We start from the raw sequence: 20562 nt of genomic DNA, 5'->3' as shown, positions 1-20562 counted from the left end.
GGAGACAGTCGTCGGCGCACAGCTGCCTGTAGTCAGAGCCGCCCGGGGTTGAGAAATCAGGTCCCGGGCCGCTGAACGTGTCCTCTCAGCTCTGTATTCATCGACGGATACGGTCGGCTGCGAAGTCGGCAGCGCTGGCCAGCACCTTGTTGGTTTCATCGACGAGGCGGCCGAAGTGGAGGAAAGAGTGGAGCACATTCGGGTACTCCTCGAACTCGACATCGTTGCCCGCCCGTGCCAGTGACCGAGCCAAGGCGCGGCTGTCATCGCGCAGCGGGTCGAGCCCGGCGCCGGCGACGAACACCGGAGGCAGACCGGACAGGTCAGCAGTGAGATGGGACGCGAACGGCGACTGCTCGTCCTCGGGGACGGCGAAGTAGTCGTCCCTGAAGTTGTTGAGATCGTTGGCGCCCATGCCGTCCCACTCCCCGCCGAAGAGCCTTCGGCTGGCGGAGTCGACCAGTCCGTGACTGCCGTAGACCGAGATGAGAGCGCGCAGCGAGGAGAATGCCGACGATCGTGCCCCGTCGGCGGTGGGGTCGTCGCGCAACAGCAGAGCGGTGCCCAGCGTCAGTCCGGCCCCGGCCGAGTCGCCGGCGACGGCCAATCGGGCACCATCGACGCCGAAGTCCACGCCGTGTGCGGCCAGGTGGTCGACGATGCCCGCGCATTCGTGGAGTGCCTGCGGGAACTTCGCTTCGGGGGACAGCGAATAGTCCACTCCGATGACGGCACTTCCGCTCGCCTCGGCGAGCACCCGCATGATGCGGTCATGGGTGTCGAGGTTGCCGACGGTGAACCCGCCTCCGTGGAGGAACACGATCCCGGGCAGGACCGCCTCGGCGAGGGGCCGGTGGATGCGGATCGGAACGTCGACTTCGGCGGCGCGGATATGCCCGTCATCAGTGCGGGCCATCGTCGGGCCGCCTTCGTTCCAGTAGGAGCGTTCGGCGCAGTATTCGGCACGGTTCGCTGTCAGGCGTGCCGTTTCGGGATCCATGTCGTCCTTCACCGCCCGCAGTCCTGCCTGGGCACAGTCCGCGGCGCGGGCGGCCTGGAGTTCGAGCACAGCCCGCATCTGGTCAGACATTCCGGTGAGGATGTCAGCGGGAATCGCAGTGCATGTCGCTCCAGCGGATGCCTCCCCGACGAGTTTCATAGACTCCTCCGTCACGACTTCAACTCTCTCGACTGTCCAGAGCAGGCGAGTCGTACACAGTGCTCGTGTCGACGACTGCCCCTGCCGCAGCGTGCGCCTCACTGCTGATTCCACCATACCCGCAGAAACCTTCGCGGTGGTCGAGGACCGGCTGCTCGGGCAGCCGGCTGAGGGGGCTTCCGTCCGATCGGCAGGCAGGTCCACAATGGCGTTCAGGCGGTATTCCGTTCGCACTTCCCGATGACGCGGCCGTGGCCGCAGGGGTGAGCGGACCAACCGTCGACAACGACGAGGCCGACGCTGAGGCGGCCACGGAGGTGAATATCCGATGAAGGCAGTCGTCTACAAAGGGCCGCTCGAGGTCGCGGTCGAAGAAGTCGAAGATGCGACGATCCAGGATCCGACAGATGTGCTCGTGCGCATCACCACCGCAGCGATCTGCGGTTCGGATCTGCATATGTACGAAGGGCGCACCGATGCCCGGCCGGGTATCACTTTCGGGCATGAGAACATGGGCATCGTCGAGGAGGTCGGCTCGGGTGTGTCCACAGTGAAGAAGGGCGACCGCGTCGTTCTGCCCTTCAACGTGGCCTGCGGGTTCTGCGACAACTGCCGTGCCGGCAAGTCGGCGTTCTGTCTGACGGTCAACGAGCCGGGAACCGCCGGTGGTGCCTACGGCTACGTCGGCATGGGACCCTACGGCGGCGGTCAGGCCGAATACCTGCGCGTGCCGTTCGCAGATTACAACTGTGTGCCGCTGCCGCCCGGAGACGAGCACGAGAAGGAATTCTCACTACTCGCCGACATCTTCCCCACCGGCTATCGTGCGACTGAACTGGCGGGAGTGCGGCCCGGCGAGACGGTGGCCGTCTACGGTGCCGGACCGGTGGGCATGATGGCCGCCTACTCTGCCCTTCTCAAGGGGGCGAGCCGGGTCTTCTCGGTCGATCACGTGTCCAGCCGCCTGGACCTCGTCAAAAGCATCGGAGCTGAGCCGATCAACTTCGACGACGGTGACCCGGTCGAACAGATCACCGAGGCTCTCGGCGACTACGGCGTTGATCGCGGAATCGACGCCGTGGGCTATCAGGCGACGGCGGCCGACGGCGATGAGCAGCCGGCCGCAGTGCTCAACCAGCTCGTCGGCACGGTCCGTCACACCGGTGGCATCGGCGTCGTCGGTCTGTACTTGCCCTCCGATCCGGGAGCTCCCGACGAACATTCGGCAAAGGGGGAGCTGCTGATCAGGATCGGCCGGTTGTTTGAGAAAGGGCAGTCGATCGGCACCGGACAGGCCGATGCCAAGCGCTATGCACATCAGCTGCGCGACCTCATCATCGCAGGACGGGCGCAGCCGGGCTTTGTCGTCTCTCAGGAGCTGCCGCTGTCCGACGCTCCGGATGCATACGCGAAATTCGACAAACGCGAAGAAGGCTATTCGAAGGTTCTGCTGCACCCCGGCCGAGGCTGATAACCCGATGAGGGTGCGTCAGCGCGTTCGCCACTGCGGCGCCGGGGGCACAGCGGCTTCGGCGCCGCAGTTGGTGTGCCGTCAGTGCGGGACTCGATGATGCACAGCTAGGATCGGCTCTATGACCGAGCACATGCGCCGACACGAAACCGACCATGAAGTCCCATGGTCACTGCCGGTCGTCGTGCGTCGGTCGAAGACCGCCATCGCCCGCCACATCGACGTCCTCGAAGCCACCGCCCGAGCCGTTGTGGCGTTCCTCGACGACCCGCGTGCCCAGGAGGGCGGTGAGTGGCACGATGCCGTCGAGTATTGGCGCGACGGAGCCATCCGCAAGGTCGTGCGCCGCGGTGATGGGAAGAAACTCGACGACGCCCGTACCCTCGGCTGTGTCGGTGTGACCCACGGCGGCACGGATGAATTCGCTCCCGCCGAGGCGTTCGTGTTCGCACCCGGCCCCGTCGAACCATTGCCTCACGAGCTGAACAAGCTCCAGGTGGGCGGCACCGAGTTCCCTGACGAGGGGGAGTCCTCGGTTCCCGATTCCGAGGCGGTCGTGACGATCGACCTCTCACCGGAGCTGACGCTGACGACCGGGAAGGCCGCCGCCCAATGCGGTCACGCCGCGCAGCTGGCGTTCGAACAGATGCCCGACGATGTGCGGAACCGCTGGCGTGAGTCCGGATTCAGTCTGCGCGTGCAGACTGCAACGGCGGACGCGTGGGCGGCGGACGACCAGCAGATCAGCGTCGTCGACGCCGGCTTCACCGAGGTCGACGGACCTACGGAGACCGTCCGAGCGTCGTGGTGACGTCGATTCCGAGACCACGCTGTGCGTCAACGGATTCGGGTGCCCGTGCGGGATCGGCAGACCTGTGCTGGACCCGCCTCAGTCTCTCCGCAGAGGAACGTCACGCAACGTCGTCTGCACGGTGTGTCCGCTCTCCCACGCGTTCGCCTCGGCGGCGACATGCGGCATCGGGATGTTCTCGCGGTGCGCGCGCCTCTCCTGTGTGGACACGCCCACGCGGGCGTCTCGGTCGCTGAGCAGCTCTGCCTGGGCCTGACCGTCGTCGGTGAAGCCCATCATCAGCTGAGGAATGCCGAAGGGGAAGTCGTCGCGGTCGTACTGCCAAGTATGGAAGGTCTTCCCATAGGTGGAGACGAGGTCCTCGAAGTAGGAGCGCTCGGCGAGCTTGGGCACGCCGGGAGCCGTGAGAATGCCCGATTTCACCTCATAGTGGTGACTGTGCCACAGTCGCTTCTCTTCGGCGGGCAGTGCGTCGAACCGTTCTGCACTGATGATGTACTCGATGCCGATGAGTCGGGCGTCGGGTTCATTGCGATCGAAGATGACGCACTGGTGCAGGTCGTGGCGCAGGTGAATGCAGAAGTGTGCCGCTTCGACCTGCCGACCCATGTCATCTGCGTACATGTGCAGGCCGTCGAGATAGGTGCTCATGGCCTCGAGCGGATACTTCGTCTGCAGAGCTTGCGATGACACGTCGAGCAGCCGATGCTTGAGCGGATGCCCCTTGCCGATCTTGGCCCACGTCGCCACCTTGCGCGACCCGATTGCCGCGAGTCCGGCAGCCACGGCTGTGGCTGCCCCGAGACTGAACGATTGCAGTCGTGATGTGCTCATCCATTCACGTTAGCCGCCGCCTGCGGATCTGGTAAGCCCCCTCGGATCGGGGAACGTCCCGCGCCCGCGGACGGGTCTTCCCGAGCCTCGCAAGAAGGTCGCGGGGGTGTTCGGTGAGGCGTTGATGCCAAGGGCCCGGGGTCTTGACAGCAGCCATATCGAGGGCAAGCCTGGAGGGCCAGGTCGGCGCACCGCGACGACCGCATCACATCTGCGACTCGAGACATCTGAGGAGAGTGCCATGGCGACGTCCGTGAGCGACTTCATCATCGATCGACTCATCGCCTGGGATCTGCGCCGGTGGTACGGATACCCCGGCGACGGCATCGGCGGTTTCGACGGGGCCATGGGCCGAGCTCAGGACGAGGGCAAGGACTTCACCTATGTGCGCCCCACCCATGAAGAGGAGGCCGCGTTCATGGCCACCGCCCACGCGAAGTTCACCGGGAACGTGGGCGTGTGCGTCTCGACTTCAGGCCCCGGAGCCATCCACCTCATGAACGGCCTCTACGACGCCAGGGGCGACAACGCGCCAGTCGTCGCCATCGTCGGCCAACAGGCGAGAGTGTCGCTGAACTCCGAATTCCAACAGGAGATCAACCTCGAACGCCTCTTCGCCGACGCGGCGGTGTTCGTGCAGACCGTGACCACCCCGATGCACGCCCAGCTCGTCGTCGACAAGGCCGTACGCATGGCCAAGGCCTATCGCGGACCGGCTGTCGTGGTCCTCCCCGCCGACGTACAGACGATGGACATGGAAGAGCCCACAGCCGAGCATTTCGTTTCCCGCACGGGCATCGGCCACGCCGAGGATCGGCTGCGGCCGGATGACGATGCGCTCGCCCGTGCGGCGGAGGTCCTCAACAGCGGCCAGAAGGTCGCCATGCTCGTCGGACAGGGAGCGATCGGAGCGACCGATGAGGTCATCAGCGTCGCCGAGCGCCTCGGTGCCGGTGTCATCACCACCCTCCTGGGCAAACAGGTCGTGCCGGGGGACGTCGGCTACCACACCCAGCAGCTGGGTCTGCTGGGATCGCGGCCGAGCTACGACATGATGCAGAAATGCGACACCCTGCTCATGGTCGGCACGAACTACCCCTACGGCGAGTTCATGCCACCGACCGGGCGGGCCCGAGCCGTGCAGATCGACCTGTCACCACGTCACTTGGGCCTGCGCTACCCCACCGAGGTCAACCTGTGGGGTGATGCGAAGACCACTCTGGCGGCCCTGCAGCCGCATCTGACCCAGCACGCGACCGAGTGGCAGGAGAAGATCGCCGAGGAGAACCGGGCGTGGGCGAAGGAGAACACGCGGGTCGCGCAGACCGAAGCCGATCCGATCAACCCCCGCCGGGTCTTCGTCTCCCTCAACGAACGTCTGCCCGAGAACGCGATCATCACCTGCGACGCCGGGAGCACGGCCGACTGGTACGGCTTCCATATCGAACTGGGGCCGAACCAGATGGGCAGCCTCTCGGGTCGGATGGCCTCGATGCTCGCCGCGATGCCCTATGCGCTGGCCGGCAAGTTCGCGCATCCCGATCGTCCGGTGGTGTGCACCATCGGCGACGGAGCCTTCCAGATGATGGGTATGAACGGTCTGCTCACCGTCAAACGTCACTGGCGGGAATGGTCGGACTCCACCTTCGTCGTCCTCGTCATCAACAACGGCGACCTCAACCAGGTGTCCTGGGAGATGCGGGAGGCCGGTGACCCGAGGTGGGACACGGCCCAGCTGGTCGAGTCGATGGACTACGCGGGCTATGCGGAGCTGCTCGGACTCAGAGGCATCACCGTCGACGATCCGGAGGACATCGACGCGGCCTTCGACCAAGCATTCGCCGCCGACCGGCCGGTCGTCCTCGACGTCCGCTGCGACCGCAACACGCCGCCGCTGCCCGCGCACATCGCCTTCGCACAGGCAAAAGGCCTCGCGGAATCCCTGCTGGGCGGGGATCCAGAGCTCGGGCAGGTAGTCAAACAGAGCTATCGCGCCACCGCCGCGCGACTGTTCGCGCGCATGGGTCTGACCTCGGATGACTGATGACGGCTCGTCGAGCTGCTCCATCACGCGGTGCAGCAGGACCCCTCAACCACGACCGCGCACACCGGTGATCCGGTGTCCGCGGTGGCAGCTGCTCTGAGTGAGCGCTGGTTCGAGGTCAGTCCTCGGGAGCCTCGTCGAGGTCTTCGAGCTCTTCTTCGGTCAGCGGCCGCGTCTTCGTGCCGTTGCCGAATTCGTCGAGGTAGATGATGTGTTTGACCATCTCGCCGGTCTCTTCGTCCTCGACTTCGATGATGTCGCCAGGCTGGGTCGCTGGCTGGTAGAAATCCTCATTGACTCCGGTCATCGTGACCACCTCCTATAGGTATTCCGACCATACGTCACTGTGACACGAGTCTCAACGACTCCCCTTGCTACCTGACGGGGGCCCAGCAACCTCGCGCCAGGTTGCTGGGCCCCCGTCAGGTAGCAATAAGGATGTGTGGGGGCTGGTATCGGTAGTCTGAGTTCATGGAACGCCAGAGATTTCACTTGACCGGGGGCCGCGATCGCAATGTCGCCGAGGAGGCCCGCCCGGGAGAGGACGAGTTCCGCGTCGATATCGAACGGATCCGTTTCTCCCCGTTCTTCTCCCGCCTGGCCTCGGTCACGCAGGTCATTCCGCAGGCCGGGTCCGGCACGGTCATCCACAACCGGCTGACGCATTCGCTCAAGGTCTCTGCGGTGGCCCGGTCGATCGCGATCACGTTGAATAACGCGGACGAGGCGACCCGGGATACGGTCAGCCGCCTCGGCGGGTGCGATCCTGTTGTCGTCCAGGCGGCCGCAGCCGCCCACGATCTGGGGCACCCACCGTTCGGCCACCTCGGCGAGAAGGAGCTCGACCGGGTGTCGCGGCAGGTGCTGCGCCTCGAGGACGGATTCGAAGGCAACGCGCAGACGTTTCGGATCCTCACTGCCCTCGACAGCTGCGAGGCCACGGCGCGCGGTCTCAACCTCACCCGAGCGATTCGGGCCGCGGTGCTCAAATACCCGTGGGAGCGCGGGGAATGGATCGGCGATCGGGCGTCGTCGGCGGCCAGGATGCCGCGCGGGGTCGGTGATGATGTCAGCGAGGGGGCGATGAAGTTCTCCGCCTATGCCACCAAGGTCGAGGAGATGGCCGACGTGCTCTCGGCGTTCCCGGCGATCGGGACGTATCAGCAGACGCTCGAGTGCGCGGTCATGGACGTCGCCGACGATATTGCGTATGCGGTGCACGACCTGGACGACTTCTACCGGTCGAACGTGCTCCAGTACACGGCTGTGTCCGCCGAACTCGGGCGCTGGCTGCGCGATCATCGGGAGTTGGCGGCCCTGGATTCTGCGGAATTGGATCGGCGCCGGCCCGGGCATGCGCTCGAGGCGATTCGCCGGCACATCGGGCAGAAGGATCCGTGGATCGCCTCGGAGGAGGCGTTCCGGGAGTCGGTGGAGCGGGTCAACCGGGATCTCGTCGAGGGGCTGCTCGGCGTTCCCTACGACGGGGGACTGGAGGCGGACCGGGCGGTCACCGGGTTCACGCGGCGGTGGATCGATCGGCTGCAGGCCTCGATCGTCGTCGACCCGGATCCGCATATCCGCAGCGGTCACGTGCGACTGAGCCAGGAGGCTTGGCACGATGTCGTGGTGCTCAAATTCGTGCATGCGCGATTCGTGCTCGAACGGTCTGACCTGGCGGTGTATCAGCGTGGGCAGACGCGGATCATCGCGTCCCTGGTCGAGGGATTCCATGAGTGGCTGCTCGACCCGGATGAGGCGACGCGGATTCCCCGGCGTCTGGTCGATTCCGTCGAGGCGGCCACGCAGGAGTATTCGGATCTGTACGCACGCAACCCTCAAGCGCTGGGGGAGGAGGGCGCGGCCGGGATCGTGCGGCGGGGCCGGGCACGGGCGGTCGTGGACTATATCGCCTCGTTCACCGATGCGCAGGCGATGTCGGTCAACGCCCTGATCACCGGTGCCTCGGAAGAGCCGTGGGAGGCTGGGCGCGGGTTGTAGGTCTTCGCTGGGGCGGCGTCGGGCGGATGCGTCCGTCGAGTCAATGACGAACGACGGGGGAACAGCCGAACGGCGAGACCGAAGATTTCTCTTCGATCCCGCCGTTCGCGGTTTCAGCTCAGTGCCTGAGCTGGGTCACCTTAGTGCCTGCCGGCTTCAGTGCTTACCAGCCGAGGCGCGGTAGCGGCGGGTTGCCCACACCGCTGCTGCACCGCCGGCGATGAGCAGAGCGGCGAATCCGGCCATGGCCGGGACGCCGTCGGCACCCGTCCGCGGCAGGTCGCCACCGGCGTTGCCCGAGGCGTTCGTGCTCGAACCCGCCGAGGCGTTGGCCGCGGATCCGGCGTTCGCTGCCGAACCTGCGTCCGACGACGCCGAGGAGTTCGCCGAGGCGGCCTTCTCAGAATCGCTCGAAGCGCTGGCGTTTGCCTCGTCACCGTCAGCCGAGGCGCTGGCTGCGCCTCCGTCGGCCGAAGCGTTCGCCTCGTCACCGTCGGCCGAAGCGTTCGCCTCGTCACCGTCGGCATTGGCCGCGGCTTCTGCCGAGGCTGCGCTCGACGCTTCGGCGTTGGCGGCCGCGGTTGCGGCTGCCGCCGTGTCAGCGTCTGCTGCTGCAGTGGTGTCAGCGCTTGCCGAGGCCTCATCGGTGGCATCAGCCGCTGCGGTAGCGGCTGCCTGTGCCGATGCGTTGGCCTCGTCGGTGGCATCGGCCGATGCTGTGGTCGAGGCTTCCTCTTCGGCTGCTGCTTCTGCTGCGGCTTCAGCGTTTTCGTTGGCTGCTGCGGATGCAGTGTCGTTGGCATCGGCGTCGGCGGCGGCTACTGCCGCTGCCTCGGCTGCTGCGTTGTTGTCCTCATCTGCATCAGCCGATGCTGCTGCGGAGGCCGACGCGTTGGTGTCCGTGTCAGCTTCCTCGGCTGCCGAAGCATCCGGATCAGCTGCTGCGTCCGGATCGGCCGAGGCATCGGCTTCTGCTGCTGCTTCAGCTGACGCATCATTGGAGGAGTCCGCGTTCGCCGCAACCGATGCGGCTGCTGCCGCGTCGGCATTGGCCGCCGCTGTGGTGTCAGCGTTGGTCTCATCCGAGTTGTCCGCGTTTGCTGCTGCAGTGGCTGCGGCCTGTGCGGATGCGTTGGCCTCGTCGGTGGCATCGGCCGATGCCGTGGTCGAAGCTTCCTCCTCGGCTGCTGCTTCTGCGGCGGCTTCGGCGTTCTCGTTGGCTGCGGCCGATGCGGTGTCGTTCGCGTCAGCGTCGGCGGCGGCTACTGCCGCTGCCTCGGCTGCTGCGTTGTTGTCCTCATCAGCATCAGCCGATGCCGCTGCGGAAGCCGACGCGTTGGTGTTCGTATCGGCTTCGTCAGCTGTAGTTCCGTCAGGATCGGTCGAGGCATCCGCGGTTGCGGCTGCTTCGACTGATGCTTCCGAGGAGGAATCCGCGGTCGAGGCTGCGGATGCAGCAGCTGCCGGGTCGGCATCAGCGGCGGCCGAAGCATCAGCATTCGTCGAGTCCGAGTTGTCGGCGTTTGCGGCAGCGTTGGCTGCCTGCTGTGCCGAGGCGTTCGGATCCGATGTCGCATCCGTCGAGGTCTCCGAGGAGGCCTCTTCGTTGGCTGCCGACTCTGCGGCTGCTTCGGCGTTCTCGTCAGCTGCTGCCGATGCCGTGTTGTTGGCATCGTCATCGGCAGCTGCTACTGCCTCAGCTGCCGCGTTGCTTTCGTCATCGGCGTTGGCCGAAGCGGCTGCGTTCACGTTGGCATTCGCGTCTGCCTCATTGGCGGCATCAGGATCTGCTGCTGCGCTGGCGTCAGACTCGGCTGCTGCCTCTGCGGATGCCTCGTTCGAGGAGTCAGCAGTGGAAGCCGCTTCCGAAGCGGCAGCGGAGTTCGCATCCGCCGCCGTCGATGCTTCAGCGTTCGTGTCATCGGTGTTGTCGGCCTGTGCGGCAGCCTGCGATGCAGCCGTCGACGAAGCGTTCTCATCCGAGGTCGAATCGGCCGAAGCTTCTGACGAAGCGTCCTCGGTCGCTGCTGACTCTGCAGCTGCTTGGGCGTTCTCGTCAGCTGCTGCCGATGCCGTGTTGTCGGCATTGTTGTCGGCAGCTGCCTCGGAGGCAGCCTGGGCGGCCGGGTTGTTGTCACCGTCGGCGTCGGCGGAAGCCGATGCCGAGGCTGCGGCGTTCGTATTCGCATCGTCATCGCCCGGATCGGTCGGCTCTTCGTCCTGAGCGCGAATAGATGACGAGGCAAGATTGACGTCAACGACCTTGTTCGCGACGTTCGGCAACAGTTCCAAACTCACAGCATTGACCGTGAAACCCGGATCCTCTGTACCGGTGACTTCGCTTTCCTGATTCTTCTTTGTGGGCTGCTCATTGATCGTCAGATCGACGACCTCGTTGAGTCCTTCAAAGAGTGGCGAGAGCCCGTCGAGCAGCGGATCGGTGATGCCTTCAAGCGCATTAGTCAGCTCTTCGGTCGTTGCCGACAGAAGGGGGCCGACGGCCTGCTTGACCGGTTCGAGCACCAGTGGCACCAGTCTGTCGGTCAGAGGATCCAGCAACGCATCAATCTTCAAGCCCAGAAGGTCGCCGGACGCATCGACTACAGGATCGCCGTCTGCCGTACCGGCGAATTGCCCCAGAGTTCCGTCGATGGTGATCTGGATGTTCGCAGAAGCGAGGGCAACCCGCAGCTTCGCGGGAATCTCAATGTTGAGCTCGACGTTGTTGATGACGTCGGTGACCGCATCAGTGGCTTTGCTCGTGACAGTGTCAAGAGCACCTTCGACTGCATCGACAATCGCCTCAGTCGTTGACGAACTCAGCACTTGGGTATTGGGGTCAAGGCCATTGAGATCTTTACCGTCTTCGCCTTTGACGATCTTGGCGAGGTCGATCTTGACCGTACCGTTCTTGAGATCGATCGACGCGATGCCACTCTCGTCGGTCAGCGGTTTCTCGATGAGAGTCTCGGCAGCATCTTCCAATGCCGTATCCACGCCATTGACTGCGACTGTTCCGCCGCTGAGGTCGACAGAAGCGAGTCCCAGGTCGAGGTTCGCTGCATCTCCGAGTCCGGAGACGATGGAATCTATTGTTCCGCCTTCTCCAACTGCATCGTTGAGGGTGGAACCGGAATCATTGATGACTCCCTGCAGAGTTGTTCCAAGATCACCGACAAGTGGGCTCGATACGGTCAGGATGCCATCGGCGACGACATACTCCGACGAGTAATCGCTGCCTTCGGCCTCGGCGGTTGAGCCGATCGCGCCGAGTTCGAGGCTCAGCTCGTCGACGATGTCGTCGGTCAAACCGTCAATGCCTGCTTGGCCGAGCACATCGGTGAGATCCACCTTTGCGTTCTTGAAGTCACCGTTGTTGGCATCGTCGACGTTGAGCGCGCCGTCTGCTCCAACAGCACCGGTGCTGGCCAGAGCCTGGTTGTAATCGGTTGACTGCGAATAGGAGTTGAGCACACCAGCATCGCCGAGGTGGATCAGCCCTTCACCATCGGAACCGCTGATCACGGGCAACGACACACCGGGCAGATCAAGACCGACAAGGCCGTCGAGCACCTCAGCGTTGATCGGGGTGACGGTCTCACCTTCGTTGGAAGACGAGCTGTTGTATGCAGAAGCGGCCTTGAGCGCGTCAAAGTCGCCAAGGGCACCGAGGTCGATCAGCTGTGCGTAGGCTTCCGCATTCTCATCGGGGTTGACTTCGCCGGCGCTGGCAGGTGACGTTATCAAGGCAGTGAGCCCCACAGCTGTCGCTGCGGCGACAGACCCCACCGCGATCTTCCGACCGGTTCCGGGCCGGCCTCTCAGTTTTCTCATGGTTCTCCACATCGTTCGGATCCTGATCATTTCCAAGCTTGGCCTGGACGGAAACGGGCAGTTTCCTGACAGATCCCTCACAACGTTACGGAGTAATGAAAAAGTAATCAGTGAATCACAAGAAAAGTTACCTCGTCGTTATAGTTACGTTGAAGTAGATGTAGGCGGGCGTTGTGAAATCCTGTCAGTCAGGTCTCGCGGGTGCTGTAGCCGACAAAAGGCCAGTTCACAGGTCTGACGATCGCAAGTGGATTCAGTGTTCCGGAAGATGCGACAGTCATGACCGAGTCATTGTGTTGCGTCCATATGTCACAAATTGGGATTGAAAGAGCTGCATGCGATGTCGACCTGTGACCAAGCCGTCAGTGGCAAGGTCACGGCTTCCGCGGTGTGGACGGACCGATGGTGACGCTTCGTCAGCATCTACAGTCGAGTCGAACGGCAGGAACGACGGAGATCGACGAGGGAGTTGAGACATGGCGAAGCACGCGCGATGGGCAGTGGTCGGAGCCGGCATCATCGGAGCCGCCGTGGCCCGCGAGATCCTGGGCCGCCACGACTCCGCCGACGTCACCCTCTTCGAAAAGGAAGACCACCCCGCCGCCCACCAGACCGGGCACAATTCCGGAGTCGTCCACGCCGGTCTCTACTACGAGCCGGGCAGCCTCAAAGCCACGCTCTGTCGCCGCGGTGTCGACCTCATCCGCGACTTCGCAAACGAACACAACGTCGCTTTCGACGAATGCGGCAAGGTCGTCGTCGCCACCGACGAGACAGAAGCCGAACGCCTTCACGCCATCCACAGCCGCGCTCTGGCCAACGGTGTCCCCGACATCGCCATGCTCGACCGCGACGGACTGCGCGACATCGAACCGAACGCCGAAGGCCTCGCCGCCCTCCACTCACCCCACACCGCAATCATCGACTACCGCGGACTCACCGACGCACTCGTCGCCGACTTCCGCGCCCACGGCGGCCGCGTCCGCTTCTCCACCCCGGTCAAAACCATCGATCGCCGAGGCGGCCCCACCGGTGACACCGCCATCGTCCGCACCCCGGTCGACGCCCAGGAATTTGACCACGTCATCGTCTGCGCCGGACTCCAATCCGACCGGCTGGCCGCGCGCTCGGGTCAGAATCGCACCCCGACCGTGGTGCCGTTCTTCGGCCAGTACTTCATCCTCGACGAGGAATACAGCAGCGCGGTCAACGGCCTCATCTACCCCGTCCCGGACCCGAAGTACCCCTTCCTCGGCGTCCACGTCACCCGCCGCATCGACGGCGGCCTGATGATCGGACCCAACGCCTTCCTCTCCTTCTCCCGCGAAGGCTACCGAGGTCTCGGCCTCAACATCCCCGATTCGCTGGCTGTGGCCGCCGACTCCGGATTCTGGCGCTTCGCCGCCGGCAACATGGCCACCGCGGCCCGTGAGCTGCCCGGGGTGCTCTCGATCGAGAAATTCGTCGCCGAGGCGGCCCGCTACGTCCCCGACCTGGCCGGGGCAGACGGCTACCGCGCCACCCGTGGAATCCGCGCCCAAGCCATGAACCGGGACGGCACACTCGTCGATGATTTCGTCATCGATCGGGCGGGAGCCGCGATGTTCGTAAGGAACGCGCCCTCCCCAGGGGCCACCTCGGCGCTGGCCATTGCCGAACACCTCGTCGCGATCATCGATGGCCGACGATGACGGTTCCGGGCGTCGACAACGAAAGGCCGCCTACCCGACCGTGACGACGGGGAGGCGGCCCGAACTGTTTCAGCAGCGGTTCAGCTCAGTGGCTCACTTGGGTGTGCGGGTCTCTGCGCTGATGAACCAGGCCTGCTGCTCAAGCTGCGCGATGTAGCTGTGGAAGATGTCGGCGGTCGTCGGGTCCGCCGAGTCGACTTCGTCGTGGCAGTCACGCATCGAAGCCACGGTCGCCTCGATCGACGCGACCATGTGATCGATGGCGTCGTGGGTGCTGATTTCGCCGTTCGGGAACTCCGGCAGTCCGGACTGTTCAGCGATCACGGCGGGGCGACCGTCGGGGGAGGCATGGAGGGCACGCATGCGTTCAGCGATCTCATCGCTGCCTGCACGGGCGATGTCCGTGACTTCGTCGAGGTTAAGGTGCAGGTCTCGGAAGTTCGTGCCCACGATATTCCAATGTGCCTGCTTGGCGGTCAGGCTCAGAGCGATGAAGTCGACCAGAACCGTTTGGAGGTTCTTGGTCAGGGCGTCGGAGGCGATGAAGCCGCGTTCGGCGTTCTCGCGAGTAGTCTTCTCTGAGCCATGGGGGTCGGGAACTGTCACTGACTGCGTCATGATTTTTGCTCCTGTTCTCTCCGGTTTCACGTTGACCCGGAGCCTATGATCACCATAACGCTGCCGCAGATGACGCGTAACCCCCCCCCCCCCCTCAGCGCCAGCTGGTGGTCGGCCTGGACATGCAACGTTTTCGTGCACGATGTTATCCCACCGCGCATTCAGCCCGAATCAGAGCTTCGGAGTCTGAGCGCGTATTCTGATACCGAGCATTCTGACAGTGAAGAGTCGTCGAGATGAAGGAGAGACCGGGCATGGCGGTACTGGTCACAGGCGGGGCAGGCTACATCGGTTCGCACGTGGTGCGGCTGCTCACCGAACGTGGAGACGATGTGCTCGTCGTCGACGACTTCTCCACCGGCATCGACGCTCGCGTCAAAGGCCTGCCCGTGGTCAACCTCGACCTGTCCGCAGCGGATGCCACCGACCGCCTCGTCGAGGCGATCAGGGAACACAGCGTCGACTCGATCATCCACTTCGCCGCGAAGAAGCAGGTCGGCGAATCCGTCGAAGAACCGGTGATGTACTACCGGCAGAACATCGGCGCGCTGACGAACATCCTCTCAGCCGTCGAAGCGACCGGCATCGAATCGCTCGTCTTCTCCTCCTCGGCCGCGACCTATGGCATGCCCGATGTCGACATGGTGCCCGAGGACCTCGACTGCCGACCCATCAATCCCTACGGTCAGACGAAGCTCATCGGCGAGTGGATGATCGACAACCAGATCACCGCCTCGGCCATGCGGGCGACGACCTTCAACGCCGTGAAGCTGCGCTACTTCAACGTCGCCGGCGCCGGTTGGAACGACCTCGCCGACACCGCCGTCATGAACCTCATCCCGATCGTGCTCGGACGGCTCAAGGACGGCAAGGCCCCGATCATCTTCGGCGACGACTACGACACCCCCGACGGCACGTGTATCCGCGATTACGTCCACGTCAAGGACCTCGCCGAGGCGCATATCGCCGCCCTCGACTACATGAAGGCCGGCGGCACCACGGAGACCGTGTTCAATGTCGGGACCGGAACCGGCGCCTCGGTGAAGGAAGTCATCGACACCATCGCCGAGGTGACCGGCCGTGACATCGTCCCCGACATGGGCGAGCGTCGTGCCGGTGACCCACCGGCGCTGGTCGCCGACGTCACCCGGATCTCGGCCCTGCTCAGTTGGAAAGCGGAGTTCGGTCTCGAGGAGATCGTCCGCAGCGCTGTCGAGGCCGCAGGAATGCTGCCCGAGCAGAAGCAGGGCTGATCAGGAACGGACCCTGGTGGTCACTCCACGGGTTTCATCTCGCTTTCGACGACCGATTTGTGGTTCGTCGTCTCCATCTCGTCTGCCTTTGCGTCGACCATGTAGACGGTCGCGTCGGAATCACTCGGCGGACGATGAGAGCATTTGAGGGCGTCCCATTCCTTGGGCCCGCCACGATCACCGTATACCCCGTGTGGGTATGATTGCCAAGACGGCAGAGGTGCTCTGCACCCGTAGTGACATGGGGAGATATATGAGAACGACGCAATTCGTGTTGGGTGCGACGGCCCTGGCTCTAGCACTGACCGGGTGTTCGGCTCCAGGGTCGGGTAGCGGGTCATCCGCTGATTCAGGAGAGTCCGCGGCAATGCAGCCGGGTTCGGCCGAAGAAATGCTGGCGGATCTCGATCTGGCCGACGAAGATGTCACCGGAGTCATCGATCACCTCGATCGCCTGCCTGTCGACGAGAGGCCCACCGACCTCATGGCCTCGGTGCAGCCGGACGAACTCGTCCTCACCGACGGGCAGCACGAGGCGACGATGGCACTGCCAAAGGGGAAGAGCTACGTGTCCATCGCTCCCTTCGTCGATGAGACACACGACTGCTTCTATCACAGCCTCACGACCTGCCTCGGCGAGATGAGCGGGAAGGACGTCGATGTGGTGATCACCGATTCGGCTTCAGGCGAAGCAGTGGTCGGTCAGTCGACGACGACCTTCGACAACGGTTTCGTCGGCTTCTGGGTGCCGTCCGACATCACCGGTACCATCGAGGTCACCGCCGAGGGCAGAACCGGTGCGACCGAGTTTTCGACGAGAAGCGATGGGCCCACCTGCGTGACCGACCTCGAATTGCAGTAGACACGATCAGGCGCGGCCGACCGATCACGCCCATCCAACAGGAGCGCAGCTTTGACCCACCACATCGTCATCGGAGCGGGCTTGGCCGGTGCCGCGGCCGCGTATTCCCTGGCTGCGCGCGGCGAGGACGTCACCGTGCTCGAGCGGCATACCCCGGCCAACGACCGCGGCAGCTCCCACGGTTCGGCCCGCATCTTCCGTTACGCCTACCCGGATCGTCTCTACACCGAACTCGTCGTGCGTGCCCGTGAGCTGTGGGACGACCTCGAGGCGAAATCGGGGATCGAGCTGATCACTCGCACCGGAGCTCTCGACTTCGGCGACGCCCAGCACACGGATCTGCTCGCCGAGATCTTCGAAGCCGTCGGCGTCGAGTACGAAGTCCTCGATCCGGCACGTGCCTCCGAACGGTGGCCGCAATTCGCCTTCGATACCGACGTCCTGTGGCACCCCGACGCCGGCGTCATCGACGCCGAATCCACGGTGACGACCATGCTCGACCAAGCGGTGGACACCGGGCGGGCTCGGATCCTCACCGATTGGACGGTCACCGAGGTGGCCCGACAATCCGCAGGCGGCTTCCGAGCCACCTCGGCGAAGGGGGATTCCGTCGAGGGCGACCATGTCATCGTCGCTGCGGGCGGGTGGCTGCCCGACCTCCTCGGCGATCTTGGCCTTCCGGAAGCGTTTCTCGATGCGCTGCCGAGGTTCGAAGTGCGGCAGGAGCAGGCCTTCCAAATGCCCTACCGCGATGCCGGTGAAGACGGACGGCCGAGCACACCCTGGCCGACGTTCATCCACAAATCCGGTGAGATGTTCACCTACGGGCTTCCCGGCGGTCGGGATGCCGGTTTCGCGGGGCAGAAGTTCGCGCAGTTCAACGGTGGGAAGGTGATCGGATCGGCGCTTGACCAGGACGGACAGATCACCGAGGAGATGCGGACCAGGATGATCGACTATGCGAAGCGGAATCTGCCGGGACTCATTCCGGAACCGTACGCGGAGACCACATGTCTGTTCACGAACACACCGAATGAGGACTTCGTCATCGACGAGGTCGATGGCCTGGTCATCGTGTCGGCCTGTTCGGGGCACGGAGCGAAGTTCGCGCCGCTGCTCGGTGAGTTCGCAGCCGACCTCGCCACGGGCGCCGGTGAAGTGCCGGACCGCTTCCGGGTGGGCGTTTCGGCTCGGTGAGCTGCCGACGAGGCGGTTCAGCGCGTCGACGCGATGAGTTGGCTCAGCGCGTTGACGCGATGATGAGGTGCCGGGTCGAATGCGCGACGAAGGGCTCGCCCCTGCGCATCCGCGTGTCGAGTTCGCGCAGCTGTGGCAGGTAGTCGGCGACTGTGAAATCGGGTACCCACCACGGGCACTTGCGCAGGATCCACACGATCGCACCGACGTCGAAGAACTCCATGCGGCAGCGTGCGGTGCGCAGCGTTTCGACCGTGAGTCCGGCCGCCTCGGCGGCGTCGGATTCGGTCTGCGGGTGCCGTGAGCGGCGATTTTCCGGCAGCGGTCCGAGGAAGAACTCGATGAGCTCGAACGCCGAGGCCGGGCCGACGTGTTGGGCGAGGTAGGTGCCGCCGGGGATGAGCACCCGGGCGATCTCCGACCACGCGGGATCCACGGGGTGTCGGGAAGTGACGAGGTCGAAGCTGCCGTTGGCGAACGGCAACCTGTCCGGGTCGGCTTCGACGACATCGACGCCTCGCGGGCCGAGCCGGTGACGGGCCACGGCGATATTGGGGCGGTGCGATTCGGTCACCGCCATGCGCGGCGGCAGCACGGGTGCCTCGTCGACGACCTCACCGCCGCCGGTGTCGATGTCGAGGGCCGCGGTCGCGGTCGACAGCCGCCTGGCGAGCAGCGTCGAGTACCTCCACGGAGGGCGTTCCTCGGTGGCGCGTCCGTCGAGCCAGTCGAATCCCCAGCCGGTGACATCGGCGGATTGTGCTTCGGTGACGAGCTCGTCGAATGCGCGCATGATTCCATCCTCGCGCACGCGGCTCTCACCTGTCGAGCGATGAGGCGGCGGGCCGCCTCGGCGAGGTTGATGTTGCGCTAGGCGGAACTCAGTGCACATTGCGCGAATTCTCGGGTCGGTGATGGTCACAAAATCTCGCGGAACGGGCATGATGGCCTTATGACCTCAGATATGGATATTGCGCTCAGCGCCGAGCTCGATCCCATCGTCGACATCGCCGCTGGGCTGGGTCTCGACGCGAAGGACATCATTCCCCACGGATGGACGAAGGCCAAGGTGCCCATCGATGTCCTCGACCAAGCGGCCGAAACCGCCACGGACGGGCGACTCATCCTCGTCACCGCCATGAGCCCGACCCCGGCCGGCGAGGGAAAGACCACGACGAGCATCGGCCTGGCCGACGGACTCAACGAACTCGCGCGGTCGAAATCCGAGGTCGGCAAGGCCGTGCTCGCGCTGCGGGAGCCGAGCATGGGGCCGGTCTTCGGAATGAAGGGCGGGGCAGCCGGCGGCGGATACGCGCAGGTCGTGCCGATGGAAGACATCAACCTCCACTTCACCGGCGACTTCGCGGCCATCGCTGCGGCGAACAACCTCGCCGCGACCATGCTCGACAACCACATCCACTTCGGCAACGACCTCGACGTCGACCCGCGGCGCATCCATCTCCGCCGCGTCGTCGACCTCAACGATCGAGCACTGCGGGGAGTTGTCGTCGGACTCGGCGGACTCAACGGGGGAGTGCCGCGCGAGGATGCCTTCGACATCGTCGTCGCCAGCGAGGTCATGGCTGTGTTCTGCCTGGCCACCTCGTTGGCCGACCTCAAGGAACGGCTGGGACGGATCGTGCTCGCCCACAGTAGGGGGCGGGAGCCGATCACCGTCGCGGACATCGGGGCGGCAGGGGCGATGACGGCGCTGCTGCGCAATGCACTGGCGCCGAACCTCGTGCAGTCCTTGGAGCATTCGCCGGCATTCATCCACGGCGGACCGTTCGCGAACATCGCCCACGGCTGCAACAGTCTGCTCGCGACAAAGGCCGGGCTGGCGCTGGGGGACTGGGTGGTGACGGAGGCCGGTTTCGGTGCCGACCTCGGGGCCGAGAAGTTCCTCGACATCAAGTGCCGCACCGCCGGGATCTGGCCCTCTGCCGTGGTCGTCGTCGCGACCCTGCGGGCCCTGAAATACCACGGCGGAGTCGACGTGGCCGACGTCAACTCTCCCAATGTGTCAGCGGTGCTTGAGGGGATGAGCAATCTCGAGCTGCACTGTCGGAACCTGCGTGAGATCTACGGACTGACCCCGGTCGTGTGCTTCAACCGGTTCCCCACGGACACCGACGAGGAGATGGCCGCGGCGATCTCGCACTTGGACGGTCTTGGGGTTGCGGCTGTGGAGTCCACACACTGGGCCGACGGCGGCAAGGGTGCTTTGGCACTGGCGGAGGCGGTTGTCGAGGCTGCGGGCGGGGCTGGTGCTGGGGGCGGGGCTGCTGCTTCTGCGTCGAACGGCGGCGACGCCGAGTTCCGGACGATTCGTGATGAAAATCGAGGCGAAGGGCCGCACGATTCGTCCGGAACTCGTCCGCCACGTGAGGAGCCGGCCGCCTCGGCGAGGTACTCGTACGAACTCGACCAGCCGCTGGAGGACAAGATCCGCACGATCGCGCAGCGGATCTACCAAGCCAAGGACGTCGACCTGCCGGCCAAGGTGAAACGGAAGCTCAAGCAGTTCACCGAGGAGGGCTACGGGGACGCACCCGTGTGCATCGCGAAGACGCAGTACTCGCTGTCGACGGACGCGAGTCTGCGTGGGGCGCCGACCGGCCACATCATCGAGGTCAAGGATGTGCGGCTGTCGGCCGGCGCCGGGTTCATCGTCGTCATCGCCGGTGACATCATGACGATGCCGGGCCTGCCGCGCGAACCCTCGGCGCTGAAGATCGACGTCACCGACGACGGCAACATCACCGGCCTCTTCTGAACCTTAATTAC

The 20562-nt window shown here is 64.8% G+C and carries 15 protein-coding genes; 9 read left to right on the top strand and 6 right to left on the bottom strand.

What is annotated here, in order from left to right; translation table 11 throughout:
* Positions 1-97: 97 nt before the first annotated feature.
* On the bottom strand, positions 98-1159 hold the full coding sequence (locus CXR29_RS13370; protein ID WP_241241455.1) for an alpha/beta hydrolase fold domain-containing protein: 1062 nt from the start codon (positions 1157-1159) through the stop codon (positions 98-100).
* A gap of 328 nt (positions 1160-1487) precedes the next feature.
* Here CXR29_RS13370 and CXR29_RS13365 point away from each other — a divergent pair, with 328 nt between their 5' ends.
* Positions 1488-2630, top strand: coding sequence for a glutathione-independent formaldehyde dehydrogenase (locus CXR29_RS13365; protein ID WP_101594292.1), 1143 nt, complete (start codon positions 1488-1490; stop codon positions 2628-2630).
* 121 nt (positions 2631-2751) lie between these two features.
* Positions 2752-3441 (top strand): aminoacyl-tRNA hydrolase, encoded by a 690-nt coding sequence (locus CXR29_RS13360; protein WP_101594290.1) that lies wholly within the window; start codon positions 2752-2754, stop codon positions 3439-3441.
* A gap of 78 nt (positions 3442-3519) precedes the next feature.
* Here the strand turns inward: CXR29_RS13360 and CXR29_RS13355 are convergent, their stop codons facing one another.
* Positions 3520-4275: an OBAP family protein gene (locus CXR29_RS13355; RefSeq protein WP_127364777.1), complete on the bottom strand. Its 756-nt coding sequence runs from the start codon at positions 4273-4275 to the stop codon at positions 3520-3522.
* 241 nt (positions 4276-4516) lie between these two features.
* On the opposite strand from CXR29_RS13355, the gene CXR29_RS13350 reads away from it, so the two are divergent.
* Complete coding sequence (locus CXR29_RS13350) at positions 4517-6319, top strand: thiamine pyrophosphate-requiring protein (protein ID WP_127364776.1); 1803 nt, start codon at positions 4517-4519, stop codon at positions 6317-6319.
* A 118-nt stretch (positions 6320-6437) separates the two neighbouring features.
* Here CXR29_RS13350 and CXR29_RS13345 read toward each other — a convergent pair whose 3' ends face one another.
* Positions 6438-6626 carry a hypothetical protein gene (locus CXR29_RS13345; RefSeq protein ID WP_101555578.1) on the bottom strand — a complete coding sequence of 63 codons (189 nt, stop codon included), beginning with the start codon at positions 6624-6626 and terminating at the stop codon, positions 6438-6440.
* Positions 6627-6790: 164 nt separating this feature from the next.
* Between CXR29_RS13345 and CXR29_RS13340 the strand changes: the two genes are divergently transcribed.
* Positions 6791-8320, top strand: coding sequence for a deoxyguanosinetriphosphate triphosphohydrolase family protein (locus CXR29_RS13340; protein WP_127364775.1), 1530 nt, complete (start codon positions 6791-6793; stop codon positions 8318-8320).
* Positions 8321-8476: 156 nt separating this feature from the next.
* Here the strand turns inward: CXR29_RS13340 and CXR29_RS17335 are convergent, their stop codons facing one another.
* The gene (locus tag CXR29_RS17335; RefSeq protein ID WP_164742823.1) at positions 8477-12154 is read right to left on the bottom strand and encodes a choice-of-anchor G family protein; all 3678 of its coding nucleotides are present in this window, start codon (positions 12152-12154) and stop codon (positions 8477-8479) included.
* Between the two features lie 476 nt (positions 12155-12630).
* On the opposite strand from CXR29_RS17335, the gene lhgO reads away from it, so the two are divergent.
* Positions 12631-13845: an L-2-hydroxyglutarate oxidase gene (lhgO, locus tag CXR29_RS13330; RefSeq protein WP_127364774.1), complete on the top strand. Its 1215-nt coding sequence runs from the start codon at positions 12631-12633 to the stop codon at positions 13843-13845.
* Between the two features lie 93 nt (positions 13846-13938).
* On the opposite strand, the gene CXR29_RS13325 is transcribed toward lhgO, so the two are convergent.
* Positions 13939-14463 carry a Dps family protein gene (locus tag CXR29_RS13325; RefSeq protein WP_101556157.1) on the bottom strand — a complete coding sequence of 175 codons (525 nt, stop codon included), beginning with the start codon at positions 14461-14463 and terminating at the stop codon, positions 13939-13941.
* Positions 14464-14717: 254 nt separating this feature from the next.
* Here CXR29_RS13325 and galE point away from each other — a divergent pair, with 254 nt between their 5' ends.
* From galE to CXR29_RS13305, 3 genes are all read left to right on the top strand, one after another.
* Positions 14718-15716, top strand: a complete 999-nt coding sequence (galE, locus tag CXR29_RS13320) for a UDP-glucose 4-epimerase GalE (RefSeq protein WP_127364773.1) — start codon at positions 14718-14720, stop codon at positions 15714-15716.
* Between the two features lie 367 nt (positions 15717-16083).
* Complete coding sequence (locus CXR29_RS13310) at positions 16084-16578, top strand: CueP family metal-binding protein (protein WP_241241454.1); 495 nt, start codon at positions 16084-16086, stop codon at positions 16576-16578.
* A 51-nt stretch (positions 16579-16629) separates the two neighbouring features.
* Positions 16630-17775 (top strand): FAD-dependent oxidoreductase, encoded by a 1146-nt coding sequence (locus tag CXR29_RS13305; protein ID WP_127364770.1) that lies wholly within the window; start codon positions 16630-16632, stop codon positions 17773-17775.
* A 43-nt stretch (positions 17776-17818) separates the two neighbouring features.
* Here the strand turns inward: CXR29_RS13305 and CXR29_RS13300 are convergent, their stop codons facing one another.
* A complete protein-coding gene (locus tag CXR29_RS13300) occupies positions 17819-18568 on the bottom strand; it encodes a class I SAM-dependent methyltransferase (RefSeq protein ID WP_127364769.1) in 750 nt (249 codons plus the stop codon).
* A gap of 159 nt (positions 18569-18727) precedes the next feature.
* Between CXR29_RS13300 and CXR29_RS13295 the strand changes: the two genes are divergently transcribed.
* Entirely contained in the window at positions 18728-20551 is a 1824-nt protein-coding gene (locus tag CXR29_RS13295) for a formate--tetrahydrofolate ligase (protein ID WP_127364768.1), read from the top strand.
* Positions 20552-20562: the final 11 nt, after the last annotated feature.

This window comes from Brevibacterium linens, from assembly GCF_003999335.1.
Lineage (GTDB): Bacteria > Actinomycetota > Actinomycetes > Actinomycetales > Brevibacteriaceae > Brevibacterium > Brevibacterium linens.
This window is presented reverse-complemented; position numbering and strand designations above follow the sequence as displayed.